Annotated in this window: 17 protein-coding genes; 6 read left to right on the forward strand and 11 right to left on the reverse strand. The window is 68.2% G+C overall.

Annotated features, from left to right (window positions below):
• Positions 1-17 precede the first annotated feature (17 nt).
• Together OZ671_RS10800 and OZ671_RS10805 are read right to left on the reverse strand one after the other, a co-directional pair.
• Positions 18-524 (reverse strand): CoxG family protein, encoded by a 507-nt coding sequence (locus tag OZ671_RS10800; RefSeq protein WP_268860761.1) that lies wholly within the window; start codon positions 522-524, stop codon positions 18-20.
• 76 nt (positions 525-600) lie between these two features.
• Positions 601-1,506 (reverse strand): methyltransferase domain-containing protein, encoded by a 906-nt coding sequence (locus tag OZ671_RS10805; RefSeq protein ID WP_442957071.1) that lies wholly within the window; start codon positions 1,504-1,506, stop codon positions 601-603.
• A 126-nt stretch (positions 1,507-1,632) separates the two neighbouring features.
• On the opposite strand from OZ671_RS10805, the gene OZ671_RS10810 reads away from it, so the two are divergent.
• The 3 genes from OZ671_RS10810 (at position 1,633) to OZ671_RS10820 (ending at position 4,268) form a co-directional block, all read left to right on the forward strand.
• Entirely contained in the window at positions 1,633-2,469 is an 837-nt protein-coding gene (locus tag OZ671_RS10810; RefSeq protein ID WP_268860762.1) for a YihY/virulence factor BrkB family protein, read from the forward strand.
• A gap of 114 nt (positions 2,470-2,583) precedes the next feature.
• Entirely contained in the window at positions 2,584-3,834 is a 1,251-nt protein-coding gene (argJ, locus tag OZ671_RS10815) for a bifunctional glutamate N-acetyltransferase/amino-acid acetyltransferase ArgJ (protein WP_268860763.1), read from the forward strand.
• A gap of 26 nt (positions 3,835-3,860) precedes the next feature.
• Positions 3,861-4,268, forward strand: coding sequence for a (deoxy)nucleoside triphosphate pyrophosphohydrolase (locus OZ671_RS10820; RefSeq protein ID WP_328286355.1), 408 nt, complete (start codon positions 3,861-3,863; stop codon positions 4,266-4,268).
• A gap of 79 nt (positions 4,269-4,347) precedes the next feature.
• Here OZ671_RS10820 and phbB read toward each other — a convergent pair whose 3' ends face one another.
• Positions 4,348-5,073: an acetoacetyl-CoA reductase gene (gene phbB / locus OZ671_RS10825; RefSeq protein WP_038303228.1), complete on the reverse strand. Its 726-nt coding sequence runs from the start codon at positions 5,071-5,073 to the stop codon at positions 4,348-4,350.
• A 169-nt stretch (positions 5,074-5,242) separates the two neighbouring features.
• Positions 5,243-6,418 carry an acetyl-CoA C-acetyltransferase gene (locus OZ671_RS10830; RefSeq protein ID WP_268860764.1) on the reverse strand — a complete coding sequence of 392 codons (1,176 nt, stop codon included), beginning with the start codon at positions 6,416-6,418 and terminating at the stop codon, positions 5,243-5,245.
• A gap of 232 nt (positions 6,419-6,650) precedes the next feature.
• Between OZ671_RS10830 and phaR the strand changes: the two genes are divergently transcribed.
• A complete protein-coding gene (gene phaR / locus OZ671_RS10835) occupies positions 6,651-7,259 on the forward strand; it encodes a polyhydroxyalkanoate synthesis repressor PhaR (protein WP_268860765.1) in 609 nt (202 codons plus the stop codon).
• 14 nt (positions 7,260-7,273) lie between these two features.
• Here phaR and OZ671_RS10840 read toward each other — a convergent pair whose 3' ends face one another.
• Positions 7,274-9,004: a bifunctional diguanylate cyclase/phosphodiesterase gene (locus OZ671_RS10840; RefSeq protein WP_268860766.1), complete on the reverse strand. Its 1,731-nt coding sequence runs from the start codon at positions 9,002-9,004 to the stop codon at positions 7,274-7,276.
• A 232-nt stretch (positions 9,005-9,236) separates the two neighbouring features.
• Here OZ671_RS10840 and OZ671_RS10845 point away from each other — a divergent pair, with 232 nt between their 5' ends.
• Positions 9,237-9,581 (forward strand): hypothetical protein, encoded by a 345-nt coding sequence (locus OZ671_RS10845; RefSeq protein ID WP_268860767.1) that lies wholly within the window; start codon positions 9,237-9,239, stop codon positions 9,579-9,581.
• A gap of 7 nt (positions 9,582-9,588) precedes the next feature.
• Here the strand turns inward: OZ671_RS10845 and ggt are convergent, their stop codons facing one another.
• Positions 9,589-11,178, reverse strand: a complete 1,590-nt coding sequence (ggt, locus tag OZ671_RS10850; RefSeq protein ID WP_268860768.1) for a gamma-glutamyltransferase — start codon at positions 11,176-11,178, stop codon at positions 9,589-9,591.
• Between the two features lie 186 nt (positions 11,179-11,364).
• Here ggt and OZ671_RS10855 point away from each other — a divergent pair, with 186 nt between their 5' ends.
• Positions 11,365-11,799 carry a GlcG/HbpS family heme-binding protein gene (locus tag OZ671_RS10855; RefSeq protein ID WP_268860769.1) on the forward strand — a complete coding sequence of 145 codons (435 nt, stop codon included), beginning with the start codon at positions 11,365-11,367 and terminating at the stop codon, positions 11,797-11,799.
• 79 nt (positions 11,800-11,878) lie between these two features.
• On the opposite strand, the gene rpmF is transcribed toward OZ671_RS10855, so the two are convergent.
• The 5 genes from rpmF to cobS all read right to left on the reverse strand — a co-directional run bounded on the left by rpmF (position 11,879) and on the right by cobS (position 16,600).
• On the reverse strand, positions 11,879-12,070 hold the full coding sequence (gene rpmF, locus OZ671_RS10860) for a 50S ribosomal protein L32 (RefSeq protein ID WP_038303221.1): 192 nt from the start codon (positions 12,068-12,070) through the stop codon (positions 11,879-11,881).
• Positions 12,071-12,200: 130 nt separating this feature from the next.
• A complete protein-coding gene (locus tag OZ671_RS10865; protein WP_268860770.1) occupies positions 12,201-13,289 on the reverse strand; it encodes an esterase-like activity of phytase family protein in 1,089 nt (362 codons plus the stop codon).
• Positions 13,289-15,187, reverse strand: a complete 1,899-nt coding sequence (gene cobT, locus OZ671_RS10870; RefSeq protein WP_268860771.1) for a cobaltochelatase subunit CobT — start codon at positions 15,185-15,187, stop codon at positions 13,289-13,291. The genes OZ671_RS10865 and cobT overlap by 1 nt, the downstream gene beginning before the upstream one ends.
• Entirely contained in the window at positions 15,184-15,597 is a 414-nt protein-coding gene (locus OZ671_RS10875) for a GNAT family N-acetyltransferase (protein WP_268860772.1), read from the reverse strand. The genes cobT and OZ671_RS10875 overlap by 4 nt, the downstream gene beginning before the upstream one ends.
• A gap of 13 nt (positions 15,598-15,610) precedes the next feature.
• Positions 15,611-16,600 carry a cobaltochelatase subunit CobS gene (gene cobS, locus OZ671_RS10880; RefSeq protein ID WP_268860773.1) on the reverse strand — a complete coding sequence of 330 codons (990 nt, stop codon included), beginning with the start codon at positions 16,598-16,600 and terminating at the stop codon, positions 15,611-15,613.
• Between the last annotated feature and the right edge of the window lie 34 nt (positions 16,601-16,634).

The raw sequence follows: 16,634 nt of genomic DNA on the forward strand, positions 1-16,634 counted from the left end.
ACTCGCCAATCGCTATTTCAACTGTTTTTCTTCCAGCTCCACCACTTCTTCTTGGCTTCGGTCGGCTGCTCGCCCTCGGGCGGCGGGGCCACGACCTTGCCGAAGCTTTCGAAAAATTCGCCGGCAAGCTTTTTCGCCGTCGCGTCGATCAGGCGCGAGCCGAGCTGGGCGATCTTGCCGGAAATCTGGCTCTTCACGTCATAGTGCAGGACGGTGACGGTTTCGCTTTCCTGCTCCAGGCGGACGGTCGCGCCGCCCTTGGCCATGCCGGCGACGCCGCCATTGCCCTCGCCGGTAATGGTGTAGCCGTTCGGGGCATCGATGTCGGAGAGGGTCACCGAGCCGGAAAAGGTGGCCTTGACCGGGCCGATCTTGAGCACGGCCTTGGCATTGAAGCCGTGATCGCCCGATCGCTCCATGCTCTGGCAACCGGGGATGCACTGCTTGAGCACCTCGGGATCGTTCAGCGCCTCCCAGACGACCTCGCGCGGGGCCTCGATGCGCTGCGAACCTGTCATGTCCATGGACGTCGTCCCGATCCGTTCAATCGTTTTGGGTGGGATGAACAGTAGGGCGGCATGGCCCGGTCTGTCGAGCCGCTCAGCCGCCGGGCTTCTCGCCGGCCGGCAGCTCGATCGCGTTCAGCGCATCGGCGAGCCGGGCCTTGGCCGAGCCGGGCTTCAGGGGCTGCTGCTGGCTCTCGTGCGGCGACCAGCCGGACAGGGTGATGACCTGGAACGTGGCGCGGATCCGGCCGTCGGGATCGGCGAAGCGCTGGTGATAGATGTCCGCCATGCGCATCAGGGTGGCCCGCCTGAGCGGCGTTCGCCGGCGCTGGGCGAGCGGGTTGGCGGCGCCCATGGCCCGGAGGTCGCGCATCAGGGCGAAGACGTCGCCGTAGCGCACGGTCAGCTTGTCGGCATCGGCCACCGGCAGGGCGAAGCCGGCGCGCTGCAGCAGCGCGCCGATGTCCCGGACATCGGCGAAGGGAGCGACGCGCAGGGACAGGCCGCCCTCCATCTCGCTTTCCGCCTCGGCGAAGGCCTGGCGCAGCTCCGTCAGGGTTTCGCCGCCGAGCAGGGCGGCGAGGAACAGGCCGTCGGGTTTCAAGGCCCGCCGCACCTGGACGAAGACGCCCGGCAGGTCGTCGACGAGCTGCAGCGCCAGGGCGGAGACGACGAGGTCGAGGCTGGCGCCGGCAAAGGGCAGGGCGTCGTGGTGGGCGGCGACGACGGGCGCGGCGCGGCGCGGCGCGAGGGCCGGCACGGTCTCGGTGCCGATCGGCATGGCGAGCCCGCGGCCGGCGAGCGCCTCGCGCAGCGCGTCCGTGGGCGAGCCGAGATCGACGATGCGGGTGAAGCTGCGCTGCACCAGGCCAAGTCGGTCGGCCAGATCCTCCGCGACGTGGCGGATGAGGAAATCGGCGGGCTCGCCGCGCGCCGCGCGCCGGCGGCGGACGCCAAGAAGGGTACGGTCGAACTGCAGCGGAGCGCTCATGACCGGCATATGGCGGCTCGCCGCCGCAAGGTCAAACACCCCGATCGCGCGGGCGCGGCGCCGGCCGGCCCTCTTGCCGTGGCGAGCTCTTTCCCGCATCAGTCGACACGGACAGTCACTGGAACAGGAAGCGGAATGATCATCAACGCCGCAAAAATCGCCTGGGACGCCTGTGAACAGTTCCTGGAGGACGATGGCTGGGCGATTTCCAGCCATATCGCGCTCAACGGGCTGATGTCGATGTTCCCGTTCCTCATCGTGGTCACGGCCATGGGCGGCCTGTTCGGCTCCAAGGCCTATGCCGACACGGTGACTCAGCTCCTGTTCGAAGCCTGGCCGGAGACCGTGGCGCGGCCGATCGCCCACGAACTCAGCACGGTGCTGACCACCTTCCGCACCGACCTCCTGACCTATGGCGTGCTGCTCTCGGTCTATTTCTCCTCGAACGGCGTCGAGGCCCTGCGGGTGGGCCTCAACCGCGCCTATGACGCGCGCGAAACGCGCTGGTGGTACATGTGCCGACTGGAATCGATCGGCTACGTGCTGGTCGGCGCGGTGGCGCTGCTGGTCGTCGCGGTGCTCGTCGTGCTCGGCCCGCTGCTCTGGGCGACCGCCGTGCGCTTCGTGCCCTGGCTTGCGCCGTTCGGCTGGATCGTGCTGTTCATCCGCGTGGCGGCCGCGTCCCTGGTGCTGATCGTCACCCTGACCATCGTGCACCTGTTCCTGCCGGCCGGCCGGCGGCGCTTCGTCGACGTCATGCCCGGGGTCGCGGTGACCCTTGTGCTCTGGCTCATCGGCGGCACGCTGTTCGGCAGCTATATCGCAAGCTTCGTCCAGAACTACGTCAACACCTATGCGGGCCTCGCCTCGGGCATGGTGGCGCTGGTCTTCCTCTACTACATCGCGGCCATCTTCGTGCTCGGCGGCGAACTCAACGCGGCGATCTGGCGGGCGCGCGGCCGCATCCTCTGATCGGCCGGCATGCAGCCCTGACCAACCGTCATCCAGCTTTGCGCGATCCATGCGATCGGCTAAGGGCTTGACGACAAGCCTGCCGAAGATCTGCGCCCTCGAGGAATGAAGTCCATGGCCAAATTCGTGCCTCCCGTCTCGCCGCTCGCCCCCAAGACGGTCCCCGTGCTGCCCGGCATCGAGGGCGTGACGCTCGCCACCGCCGAGGCCGGCATCCGCTACAGCGGCCGCACTGACGTGCTGGCCGTCGGCCTCGCCAAGGGCACCACGGTCGCCGGCGTGTTCACGCGGTCGAAATGCCCGTCGGCGCCGGTCGACTGGTGCCGCGCCAACCTTGCCGGCGGCACCGCCCGCGCGCTCGTCGTCAATTCCGGCAATGCCAACGCCTTCACCGGCAAGAAGGGCCGCGAGGCCGTGGCGCTCACCGCCAAGATCGCGGCCAAGGCGGCCGGGTGCAAGCAGAGCGAGGTGTTCCTCGCCTCCACCGGCGTCATCGGCGAACCGCTCGATGCGCACAAATACGAGGGCGTGCTGGACAGCACCTTCGCTGCAGGCAAGGCCGATGCCTGGATGGAGGCGGCGCGCGCCATCATGACCACCGACACCTTCCCGAAGGTGGCCACCGCCACCGCCCGCCTCGGCGAGGCGACGGTGACCATCAACGGCATGGCCAAGGGCGCCGGCATGATCGCGCCCGACATGGCCACCATGCTGTCCTTCGTGTTCACCGACGCGCCGATCGCGGCCGAGGCGCTGCAGGCGCTGCTCGCCAAGGGCGTCAAGACGACCTTCAACACGGTGACGGTCGACAGCGACACCTCCACCTCCGATACGCTGATGCTGTTCGCCACCGGCGCGGCCGCGAAGCGCGGCGCGCCGCGCATCACCGAAGCCGGCGACCGCCGGCTCGCCGGTTTCAAGAAGGTGCTCGACGCGGTGCTCGCCGACCTCGCCGAGCAGGTGGCGCGCGATGGCGAGGGCGCGCGCAAGCTCGTCCACGTCGTGGTCAAGGGCGCGGTGTCGAACGCCTCGGCCTTCAAGGTCGCCAAGTCGATCGCCGATTCGCCGCTGGTGAAGACCGCGATCGCCGGCGAGGATGCCAATTGGGGGCGCGTCGTCATGGCCGTCGGCAAGGCCGGCGAGCCGGCCGAGCGCGACCGGCTGTCGATCTCCTTCGGCGACATCCGCGTGGCCCATGAGGGCGAGCGCGATCCCGCTTATGACGAGGCCGCCGTCAGCCGGATCATGAAGGAGGACGTGATCGTGCTGACCGCCGATCTCGGCCTCGGCCGCGGCCAGGCGAAGGTGATGACCTGCGACCTGACCAAGGATTATGTCGCGATCAACGGCGACTACCGGTCGTGAGCGCCGATCCCGCCGCCCCGCTGAAAATGGTGTTCGTGGTGGCCTGCGCCCTGGTCGACGCGGACAACCGGATCCTGCTCGCCGAGCGGCCGGCGGGCAAGGCGCTGGCCGGCCTCTGGGAGTTTCCCGGCGGCAAGCTGGAGCCTGGCGAACGGCCGGAACAGACGCTGATCCGGGAGCTCCACGAAGAGCTCGGCATCACCGTGGACGAGCCGTGTCTCGCCCCGCTCACCTTCGCGAGCCATTCCTACGAGACCTTCCACCTGTTCATGCCGCTCTGGGTCTGCCGGCGCTGGCAGGGCACCGTGACCGGCCGCGAGGGCCAGCGCCTCGCCTGGGTCAAGCCGGGACGGCTGCGCGACTATCCGATGCCGGCAGCGGACGAGCCGCTGATCCCGTTCCTGACCGAGCTGCTGGGCGAAGCCCGCGACTGACGCGCCGGGCGGTCGACGCCATCAAAAAAGGCCGGGGCTTGGACCCCGGCCTTTCCGCGCCGCTGGGGAGCGCAGGGCTTCAGGTGAAATACTGGCCGCCGTTGATCGTCAGCGTCGAGCCGGTGATGAAGCCACCTTCGTCGGAGGCGAGGAAGGCGACCGCCCGCGCGATCTCGGCGGGCTCGCCGAGGCGACCGACCGGGATCTGCGGCAGGATGCGGGATTTCAGCACCTCCGGATCGATGGCCGCGACCATCTCGGTGCCGATATAGCCGGGGCAGATGGCGTTGACCGTGATGCCCTTGTTGGCGTTCTCCTGGGCCAGCGCCTTGACGAAGCCGATATCGCCGGCCTTCGAGGCGGAATAGTTCACCTGGCCCATCTGGCCCTTCTGGCCGTTGATCGAGGAGATCACCACGATGCGGCCGAACGAGCGCGCGCGCATGCCGTCGATCACCGGGCGGGTGACGTTGAACAGGCTGTCGAGATTGGTCCGGATGACCGCCGACCATTGCTCCTTGGTCATCTTGTGGAAGAAGCCGTCGCGGGTGATGCCGGCATTGTTGACCAGGATGTCGATGCCGCCGACCTCCTTCTCGATGGCGGCGACGCCGGCTGCGGAGGCATCGTAGTCGCTGACGTCGAACTTGAAGACGGGAATGCCGGTCTCGGCCTTGAACTTGGCGGCCGCCTCGTCGTTGCCGGCATAGTTGGCGGCGACCTTGTAGCCTGCGGCGTGCAACGTCCTGGAGATGGCGCCGCCGATGCCGCGTGTACCGCCTGTGACCAATGCGACTCGTGCCATGATGATTCCCTCACTTGGTTTATTGGAAGGTCAGTTGGTCGTTCCCGGCCTCTGTTGGACCGGGTTTTGTTGGGACCGGGTTTTTGGAAGTCTTTTCGTCCTGAAGTCTTAAGGGGGGAGGCAGGGGCGGCGACCGCCCCTGCCCGAAGCTGCCGGTGCCGCGTCGGGCTCAGCGCTCGACGCAGAGGGCGACGCCCATGCCGCCGCCGATGCAGAGCGTGGCGAGACCCTTCTTGGCGTCGCGCTTCTGCATTTCGTGCAGCAGGGTGACGAGCACGCGGGCGCCCGACGCACCGATCGGATGGCCGATGGCGATGGCGCCGCCATTGACGTTCACCTTGTCGGTGTCCCAGCCCATGTCCTTGTTGACCGCGATGGCCTGGGCGGCAAAGGCCTCGTTGGCCTCGACGAGGTCGAGGTCCTTGGCCGACCAGCCGGCCTTTTCCAGAGCCTTGCGCGAAGCCGGGATCGGGCCGGAGCCCATGATCGCCGGGTCGACGCCGGCGGTCGCCCAGGACTTGATGGTGGCGAGCGGCTTCAGGCCGCGCCGGTCGGCTTCGGACTTGGTCATCAGCACCACGGCGGCGGCGCCGTCATTGATGCCGGAGGCATTGCCGGCGGTGACCGTGCCGTCCTTCTTGAAGGCGGGCTTCAGCTTGCCCATGGCCTCCAGGTTGGCGCCGTCACGGATATATTCGTCGGTGTCGACGATGACGTCGCCCTTGCGGCTGGCGATCGTGACGGGGACGATCTCGTCCTTGAACTTGCCGGCCTTGCGCGCGGCCTCGGCCTTGTTCTGCGAGGACACGGCGAAGCGGTCCTGCTCGTCCTTGGTGATCTGCCACTTCTCGGCGACGTTCTCGGCGGTGATGCCCATGTGATAGCCATGGAAGGCGTCGATCAGACCGTCCTTCAGCATGGAATCGGTCATTTCCAGCGCGCCCATCTTGGTGCCGTTGCGCAGATGCGCGACATGCGGCGCCTGGGACATGCTCTCCTGGCCGCCGGCCACGATGATCTTGGCATCGCCATTGGCGATCTGCTGCATGCCGATGGCCACCGTGCGCAGGCCCGAGCCGCAGAGCTGGTTCAGCGCCCAGGCGGTCTTCTCGGCGGGAATGCCGGCTTTCATCGCTGCCTGGCGGGCCGGGTTCTGGCCCTCGCCCGCGGTCAGGATCTGGCCGAACACGACCTCGTCGACCTCGTCCGGCTTGACGTTGGCGCGTTCGAGCGCGGCCTTGATCGCGGTGGCGCCGAGCTCGTGGGCGGGCAGGCTGGACAGCGCGCCGTTGAACGAACCGACAGGCGTGCGCGCAGCGCCGACGATGACGACTTGCTCGGACATGACTTGTGTCTCCTCATCTCACCAGGCCTCCGCGAGGCCGCGGCCGGCATCTGTGTCGAATGAGACCATGTCGACGATATCGGCGATGTGTCAACCGAGCCGATCATACGACGGGAGCCATGCACGATTGGCGCTGCACAAAACCGTAGCAGGTCGTGCGGAAACGTCATAACGTGATGAAATGATGGCATGCGGCGGTATCGGGGCCACCGCACCCAGACCGAGGGGAACGATGGCCAAGAACGACCTGGTCACGATCAAAAAATACGCCAACCGGCGTCTCTACAACACCAGCACCTCGACCTACGTGACGCTCGAGGACTTGGCCGTGATGGTCAAGGCAGGCACCGATTTCGTCGTCTACGATGCCAAGACCGGTGACGACATTACCCGATCAGTGCTTGCACAGATCATTTTCGAGCAGGAGAACAAGGACGGGCAGAACATGCTGCCGGTCGCCTTCCTGCGCCAGCTGATCCGCTTCTATGGCGACAGCATGCAACTGCTGGTGCCGCGCTTCCTGGAGCTGTCGATCGACAGCCTCTCGAAGGAGCAGGACCGGCTGCGCCAGCAGCTCGGCTCGGCTTTCGGCGCCAATCCCCTGGTCCAGCCGTTCGAAGCCAATGTGCGGCGCAATATGGAGCTGTTCGAACGCGCCTTCGCCATGTTCTCGCCCTTCGCCAAGCGCGAGGAGCGGCCGAGCGCCGAACCGGCGCCGGAGGATAGGCGCCCGGCCCCGGCCGCCGCGCCGGACGCGTCGCCGAAGGACGGCGACATCGACGAGCTGAAGCATCAGCTCGCGGAAATGCAGCGCAAGCTCGAGAGCCTGTCGCGCAAATAGATGCGGCGGAGCGTTCAGGCCCGGGCGGCATGGTCGCGCCAGGGCCGCGCCTCGCTGGCGAGGCCCGAATGGGCTCCTTGCAGATAGTCGCAGCCGAGCGCTGCGAGCGCTTCGGCGACCGTTTCGTTCGGCACCCACTCGGCGACGGTCGCGAGCCCCATGTGGCGGGCCAGCCCGAGCAGCGTCATGACGAAGTGGCGGTCGTCGGCCGACCGCTCGAAATTCTCGACGAAGGCACCGTCGATCTTGACCCGGTCGACGCGCAGCTGGCGCAGGTTGCGGAACGAGGTGTGGCCGGCGCCGAAATCGTCGATCGCGACCTGCATGCCGAGCGCCTGGACCCGGGCAACGAAGCGGCGGGTATCCTCGACATCGGCAATGGCGTCGGTCTCGGTGATCTCGACGGTGAGGCGGCCGGCAAGGTCCGGGCATGCCTTGACCCTGGCCGCGAGCGCATCTGCCCAGTCCTGGCTCATGGCGGTCGCCGGCGAGACGTTGATCGACAGGTGGAGCCCGGGGGCGGCCGCCAGCTCGTCGATGGCAAGATCCAGGACGCGCTGGTCGATGAGCCGGATCAGCCCGAGCTTCTCGGCCACCGGCACGATGGTCGCGGCGGGCAGCAGCGTGCCGTCCGCGGCGCTGATCCGCAGCAGGCATTCATAGGACACCGTCCTGTAGGGCGGTTTCGCCGCGACGATCGGCTGGAAGGCGAGCCTGATCCGGTTCTGCTCGAGCGCGCCGACGATCTCGTCGGTGACGCGCCGGTATTCGCGCCGGCTCTGCTCGCGCTCCAGATTGGGCAGGTAGGCCTGGAAGACGCCGCGCCGGCGCGTCTTCACGCCGTCGAGGGCTTCCTGGGCGCGGGCGAGAGCCGTGGCCGCGTCGCGGGCATGGCGCGGGGCGATCACGCCGCCCATGGTGACGGTGACCGATACCGGGCCGGCGGGGCTTGCGAAGACCTCGTCGCGCACGCTCGCCAGGATCCGTTCGGCAGCGGTCGCCATGTCGTCCGGCTGGCAGTTGCGCATGATGATGCCGAACTTGTTGCCGGAGAGCCGGCCGATCAGGTCGCCGCCGCGCATGCGCGAGCGGATGCGGCGGCCGACGGCGGCGATGATGTTGTCGGCCTCGTCGAAACCATAGGCCTCGTTGATGCGGGCGAGATTGTCGATGCCGGCGACCAGGAGGCCGATCGACCCGCGCACCTTGCCGATATCGTCGAGGGTCGCGGCCAGCACCTCCAGGAAGCGGGTGCGCGAGAGCTGGCCGGTCAAGGGATCGACGGCATTGGCCGCGGCATGCCGGCGGCGCGCGTCGCTCTCGTCGGTGATGATCCTGACGGTGCCCTCGGCGCGCAGCGGCCGGCCTTCGCTGGAGGCGAACCAGCGGCCGGTATCCTCGACCCAATGGACGAGACCGGGCCGTGGCGAGAGGGCATATTCGATCGCATAGGCGACGCCTTCGCCCTGATCGGTGCCGGGTGAATTGACCACCGCCTCGTAGCGGCCGGCCGGCGACTCGGCCGCCAGCATGCGCGCATACCCGCGTCCGGTGCCGAAAGGCGCGAAATCCTCGACCCCGAACATGGCAGGCGCCTCCGCGCTCCAGCTCAGCCGGTCCGACGGTACGGCCCATTCATAGGTTGCACACTGGGACGGCACCAGCGCGGCGCCCGCCCCAAGATCGATCGATGCTTCGGGATCCTGAGCGCCCGACACCGCGCTCACCCCGTCCGCCCTGTCCACAGCTTTATCCACCCCGGCCTAAGCCCGCCGCCTGCCATCATCGGGCATAAATGATGAATGAAGCGTATCGACCCGCGCGGATCACTTCCGCCCAGGCAAAGGCTCGGTTTGCGGCGGGCTTGCGAAGCGGCCGGTTGTTAACACACTGTGCCAATCCGGAACGGATCGGATGGGCACGGCTCTTGCGCCGTGACGCCGGCCGGCATCCCGCCGGTCGCATTCAGGAGCAGTCATGGCGATCCGCGGCGTCGGTGCCGATACGACGATCACCTACGGTCGACGCTGGACCGACCGCCGGCCGGTCGATCAGCGGCGGGACGAGCGCAGCGGCGGCGAGCGGGAAATGGCCGCCGAGCCGACCGAGGAGGTCGTCGTCGTGGTGCGCCCGACCATCGAGCGGCGCATCGTCAACCGGCCGCTGACCTCGGTTTTCGCCACGCACCTTTTGGCCGAGGTGATGCCGCAGCCGGAAACCTCCGTGACGCGCCGGCAGCGCGTCGCCACCGCCGAGGCGCAATATCAGGGCAGGCGCAGCGGACCGGCCGGCCGTGGCCGGCTGGTCAGCCGAAAGGTTTGAAGGGCGCTCAGTAGCCGAGCGCCGAGCCGTCCTTGCGCGGATCCGAGCCGCCGATCAGGAAGCCGGAGCGGTCGATGCGGATCATCTGGCCGCCGCCGATCGGCTTGGTGGTGATCTCGACATCGTGGCCCATGGCCGCCAGCCGGGCGATCGTGGCGTCCGGCCAGGTCGGCTCGACCGTGGTTTTCTCGCCCTCGAAGAAGGCGCGCGGCGCATCGATCGCCGCCTGCGGGTCCATGCCGTAGTCGAACATGTTGGCGACGACATGGGCGTGTCCGGAGGACTGGTATGAGCCGCCCATGACGCCGAAGCTGGTGGTGACCTCGCCGTTCTCGACCAGCATGGCCGGGATGATCGTGTGCATCGGACGCTTGGCCGATCCGAGGCAGTTGGCGTGGTCGTCCTCCAGGCGGAAGCTGGCGCCGCGGTTCTGCAGGAGGATGCCGGTGTCGGGCGTGCAGATCTTCGCGCCGAAATGGTGGAAGATCGAGTTGATGAAGGACACCGCCATGCGGTCGCGGTCGACGATGGTGCAGTAGATCGTGTCCGATGTCGGCGGCGGCGGCACCAGCAGCGGCGTGCGCCGGCCCGGATCGATCATGGCGGCGAGCTTCTTGGCGAAGCTCTTGCTGGTCAGCTGGTCGACGCTGAAGCGCATATGGGCGGGATCGGCAATGTGCTGGTCGCGCACCGCATAGGCGAGGCGGGCGGCCTCGATGCCGAGATGCAGCCGTTCCGGCGATTGCGGGTCGAGGCTGCGCAGGTCGAAGTTCTCGAGGATGTTGAGCAGGATCAGCGCGGTGATGCCCTGGCCGTTCGGCGGCAGCTCCACCACCTCGACGCCCTTGTAGGTCGAACGGGCCGGCGTCTCGACCGTGCCATGGTGGCTGGCGAGGTCCTCGAGAGTCAGGACGCTGCCCTTGGCGCGGACGGTGCGGACGATGTCCTCGGCGACCCGGCCTTCGTAGAAGCCCTTGGCGCCCTCGCGCGCGATGGTCTGGAGGGTCTCGGCCAGGGCCGGGCTCGCCATGCGCTCGCCGGCGCGCGGCGCGCGGCCGTTCAGCAGATAGTGGCGGCGCGCGCCCTCGTCCTTGGCGAGCGCCGCCTCGTCGGCCGCCCAGTCGAAGGCGACGCGCGGCGCGACCGGCCAGCCGTCGCGGGCGTAGCGGATCGCCGGCTCCAGCACGCGGCCGAGGTCGAACCGGCCGTGGGTCTTCAGGATGGTCTCCCAGGCCTCGATGGCGCCCGGAACGGTGACGGCGTGCACGGAATCGATCGGGATCGTGGTCAGGCCCTGATCGCGCAGCGCGGCGGCGCTCGCCGCCCGCCCGGCGCGTCCGGAGCCGTTGTAGCCCCAGATCGGCTTGCCCGGGCGCGAGACCAGCGCGAAACAGTCGCCGCCGATGCCGGTCATGTGCGGCTCGACCACGGCCATCACCCCCACCGCGGCAATGGCTGCGTCGGCGGCCGTGCCGCCGGCCCGCATCATCTCGATGGCCGCTGCCGTGGCCAGCGGATGGGAGGTCGCCGCCATCGCCTCGGTGGCATAGACGGGCGAGCGGCCAGGCTTGTGGAAGTCACGCAGCTGGGCGGTCATTGGCGTCCTCCATGCGGCCCGGCCTTCCGCTGACGGCCGAAACCTGTCATGACCGGCAAGCAGGGCCGGCCTATTGTCGCAGGCCTAACACAAGCGTCCCCGGTTGCGCCATGGCTCCGGAAGGACCGTCGTTCCGCGCATGGCGCAGGGCTTTATTGCTGTCCTAATACCTGTCTGGAGACGCCTATGACCCAGCTGACACTCGCCTCGGTCCGCACCATCGTCGACAAGGCGCTGGCCTTCGCCCGCGAGAAAAATTTCAAGCCGATCGGCGTGGTCGTCGTCGATGCCCGCGGGGCGGTGCGCATGACCGTGGTGGAAGACAACAATGCCCTGCTGCGCGCCGACATCGCCCATGGCAAGGCCTATGGCTGCGTGGCGGTCGGAGTCGGCGGCCGCGCCCTGCAGAAATTCGCGGTCGAGCGGCCGCACTTCATCACCGCGCTCGGCGGCCTCAGCCGCGACCGGCTGACGCCGGTGCCGGGCGGCGTCCTGATCCGCGACGCGGCGGGCGCGCTGATCGGCGCCGTCGGCATTTCCGGCGACACCTCGGACAATGACGAGCTCGCGGCGATCGCCGGCATCGAGGCGGCCGGCTTCAAGGCCGATACCGGCGCCTGAGCCAAGCCTCCCGCACAAAAGCAAAAAGCCGGTCGCGAGACCGGCTTTTTTGTCGCCTGCGCAGCGTTGCCGCCGGCGCTCAGTCGTTGCTGGTGGCCTTCGGCTTCAGGATCTGCTTGCCGCGATACATGCCGGTCTTCAGGTCGACATGGTGCGGACGGCGCAGATTGCCCGAGTCCTTGTCCTCGACATAGGTCGGAGCCTTGATGGCGTCGTGCGAGCGGCGCATGCCCTGACGCGACGGCGATGTTTTTCTTCTCGGAACGGCCATGGAACTCTCTCCAGCGGGGCCACAGGGCTCCAGGGCCAGCGGCACGCAAATCGTCAAGTCGCGAGCCTATACACGACTTCGGGCCGATGTTCCAGAGGGAATCTCGGATGCCGCTGCGGCGCTCTCCGGTTCAGCCCTTGAAGGTGAACTGCAACAGCACGGTGCGCTGCAGGAACGAGAAGTTGTTGTCGGAGACCAGCGTCAGGACGGTCTCGCCCTGGCTGTCGCGGTGCACGCTCAGCCCCTCCATATTGTCGATCTGCGAGCCGAGATCGGCCGAGACCACGATCGGCCCGTCGACGGTCGCACCGGGACGGATGCCAGCCGTGTCGATGCGCCGGATGCGCATGCCGAGGCCGCGCCAGACCGAGAACCAGCGCTCCAGGATGAGCAGGTCGCCGCCAGGCAGGAAGGCGAGGTCGGTGATGTCGAACTCGTTGGTGCGCTTGACGAAGAACTCGGCGGGCGTCGGCGTCATCAGGAACCCCCTGATGTCGCCGCGTTCGTTGAGGCCGCGCTCGGAAATCGCGATCAGCGTGCCGGCGAGGGGCGAGGGCCGCGGCAGCACGCCGAGCGCCTCGATGCCGCCATTGCCCGGCAGGCGCCGGTTGCCCATGGGCACCGCGATCGCGGTGCCGCGCGCGGCGAAGCCGTCGCGGCCGAAACTGTCGAAGCGGAAGATGCGATGCGTGCGCTCGACGCCGACATAGGCCGTGCCGCCCTCGATCCAGAGCGCCTCGGTGTCCCAATTGCCGGTTTCGGCCAGCGGGCGGCCGTTCGGCCCGAGGATCGGCGCCATGCGGGCCTGGGAAAGGCCGGTGAGCTTGCCACCCTCGGTCTCGAGCCGCGCGCCGAGCCACTGGCCCTTGTCGGTGACGGCGGTCAGCCGCTGGCCTGTCGCGTCCGTGCGGATCGAGGACAGGCCGCCGAAGCCGCGATAGTCGGACTGCAGCTCGAGGCCGCCGCGAAATTCGAGGCGGCCGAAGGCCGTGCGCGTCGGCTGGCCCGGCGAGAAGGCGTTGATCGGGAAGGAGCGGATGGTGATGTCGGTGCCGACGGCGCGGGCCGGCTGGGCCGCGGCCCGTCCCGCTCCGGCCAGGGCCGCGAGAGCGGCCCCGGCGCCGGTGGCAAGAAGCCGGCGGCGGGACAGGCGCAGATCCGCTGACAGCGGTTCGGCGGACGGAGCGGCTGGCGGACCGTCGCGGTCCTGCATGCGCATCAGGCGACCTTGCGGCGCGGCGGCGCGGCCGGCTCCGCGCCGCCGGTCGACTCGTCGAACAGCTCGGCGAGCTTCTCGGTCATGGCGCCGCCCAGTTCCTCGGCGTCGACGATGGTGACGGCGCGCCGATAGTAGCGGGTGACGTCGTGGCCGATGCCGATGGCGATGAGCTCGACCGGCGAGCGCGTCTCGATCTCCTCGATCACCCAGCGCAGGTGCCGCTCCAGATAGTTGCCGGGGTTCACCGACAGCGTGGAATCGTCGACGGGAGCGCCGTCCGAGATCATCATCAGGATCTTGCGCTGCTCGGTGCGGGCCAGGAGCCGCTTGTGGGCCCAGTCGAGCGCCTCGCCGTCGATATTCTCCTTCAGCAGGCCCTCGCGCATCATCAGGCCGAGATTCTTGCGTGCGCGGCGCCAGGGCGCATCGCCCGACTTGTAGATGATGTGGCGCAGGTCATTGAGCCGGCCCGGATTGGCCGGCTTGCCGTTCTGCAGCCAGAACTCGCGTGACTGGCCGCCCTTCCAGGCGCGCGTGGTGAAGCCGAGGATCTCGACCTTCACGCCGCAGCGCTCGAGCGTGCGCGCCAGGATGTCGGCGCAGGTGGCGGCGACCGTGATCGGGCGGCCGCGCATCGAGCCGGAATTGTCGAGCAGCAGCGTCACCACCGTGTCGCGGAAATTGGTGTCGCGCTCGCGCTTGAACGACAGCGCGGCCATCGGGTCCATGATGACCCGCGGCAGCCGCGAAGGGTCGAGCACGCCCTCCTCGAGATCGAAGTCCCAGGCCCGGTTCTGCTGCGCCATCAGGCGGCGCTGCAGGCGGTTGGCGAGCCGGGCCACGACCGGGCCGAGATGGGCGAGCTGCTTGTCGAGATAGGCGCGCAGGCGGTCGAGCTCTTCCGTGTCGCAGAGATCCTGGGCATCGACGATCTCGTCGAACTTGGCGGTGAAGGGCCGATAGTCGGGCCCCTTCTTCTCGCTGCCCTGATTTTTCGGCCGCCAGGGCTCGCTCGCCTCGTCGGCGTCGCCCATGTCGTTCTCGTCGGGCAGCTCGGCGGCCTGGGCGTCGGATGCCTCCTCGGCGCCGTCGGGCGCCTCGTCCGACATCTGCTCGGATTCCTCCATCTGCATGCCGTCGGAGGATTCGTCCTGCTGGCTGTCGGGGCTCTCGCCGGATTCGGGCGATTCCTGCTCCTGGCTGTCCTTGTCGTCCTCGTCGTTCTCGTCGGCTTGGCCCTTCTCGTCGCCCATGTCGAGGGAGACGAGCAGGTCGCGGACGGCCTTGCCGAAGGCGCGCTGGTCGTTTTCGAGGCCGACCAGGTTTTCCAGGTTCTTGCCGGCCTTGGATTCGATCGTCTCGCGCCAGAGGTCGACGATCCGGGCGGCCTGGCCGGGCGGTTCGAGGCCGGTGAGGCGCTGGCGCACCATCAGGGCCAGCGCGTCCTCGATCGGCGCATCGGCCTTGTCGGTGATGTCCTCGTATTTGCCGAGACGGTGATAATGATCCTCGAGCCGCGCCGTCAGGTTCTTGGAGACGCCGGCCATGCGGTTGGCGCCGATCGCCTCGATGCGGGCGGTCTCGACCGCCTCGAACACCGCGCGGGCCGCCTGGCCGTCCGGTGCCATGGCGCGGTGGACCTTCGGATTGTGGACGGCAAGCCGCAGCGCCATGGCGTCGCCATGGCCGCGCACGATGGCCGCGTCATGGGGCGACAGCTTGCGCGGCGGCTCGGGCAGGCGCGCCTTGTCGCCGGCAAGGCCCGGCTTGTCGGCCGCATAGGTCACTTCGAGGTCCTCGCGCCGGGCAATGGCGCGCATGCACGAGGCCACCGACCGCTTGAACGGTTCGGTCGGACTTTCCTTCTGTGATGGCTTGGCCTTGGAATTGGAACTCACGGAAGATCCTTCTTCAACCAGATGCGGCGCTCGCCGGGCGGAAAATCGGTCAGCTCGCCGAAGACCTCGTAGCCGAGGCGCTGATAGAATCCGTCGCCCTGGAAGCTGAACGTATCGAGAAAGACGTGCCTTGCGCCCAGCCGCATGGCCCGGTTCTCCACCCGCTGCAGCAGCTCGGTGCCGAGACCGCCGCTGCGGGCCGCTTCGTCAAGCCAGAGCATCTCGACGAAGCACCAGTTCCAGACCGTGTAGCCGACGATGCCGCCGCGGATGGCGTTCCGCTCGTCACGCACCGACACGGCGAAACGCTTGTAGCGCGGCGGACCGGCCTTCGCCGTATTGTACGCCGAAAGCCCCTTGGCGACGGTTCGGGCGGTTTCGCCTGTCGTCCGTTCTTCGACGACGCGCACCGCCCGGCCTCCGTCAGCTCAGCGCCACGTTGACGGCGCTTTCCGGCAGCTCCTGGCCAAAGCAGCGCTGATAGAACTCGGCCACCAGGGTCCGCTCCATCTCGTCGCACTTGTTCAGGAAGGTCAGCCGGAAGGCAAAGCCGATATCCTTGAAGATGTCGGCATTCTCGGCCCAGGTCAGCACGGTGCGCGGCGACATGACCGTCGACAGGTCGCCGTTCATGAAGGCGTTGCGGGTGAGATCCGCCACGCGCACCATCTTGTTCACCTGGTCGCGGCCCTCGGTGGTCTTGGCGAAATTCTTGGCCTTGGCCAGGATGATGCCGACCTCGTTGTCGTGCGGCAGATAGTTCAGCGTGGTGACGATCGACCAGCGGTCCATCTGCGCCTGGTTGATCTGCTGCGTGCCGTGATAGAGGCCGGTCGTGTCGCCGAGGCCCACCGTGTTGGCGGTGGCGAACAGGCGGAAGGCCGGATGAGGGCGGATCACCCGGCTCTGGTCGAGCAGGGTCAGGCGGCCGGAGGATTCCAGGACGCGCTGGATGACGAACATCACGTCCGGGCGGCCGGCGTCGTATTCGTCGAAGCAGAGCGCCACATTGTGCTGGTAGGCCCAGGGCAGGATGCCGTCCCGGAACTCGGTGACCTGCTTGCCGTCCTTGAGCACGATCGCGTCCTTGCCGACGAGATCGATGCGCGAGACGTGGCTGTCGAGATTGACGCGCACGCAGGGCCAGTTCAGCCGGGCCGCGACCTGTTCGATATGGGTCGACTTGCCGGTGCCGTGGAAGCCGGACACCATGACGCGACGGTTGTGGGCGAAGCCTGCGAGGATCGCGAGCGTCGTCGGCTTGTCGAACAGGTAGTCCGGATCAAGGTCGGGAACATGGTCGTCGGGCTTGGAATAGGCCGGCACGGTCATATCCGAATCGATGCCAAACACCTTGCGCACCGACACCGTGGTATCCGGGGTCCCGGTACCCTTTTCAGGCTGCACTGTCACGAATACCTCCGATGCCGCTCCTTCAGCGGCGAGC

It is taken from the genome of Phreatobacter sp. AB_2022a, assembly GCF_026847585.1.
Taxonomy (GTDB): Bacteria; Pseudomonadota; Alphaproteobacteria; order Rhizobiales; family Phreatobacteraceae; genus Phreatobacter.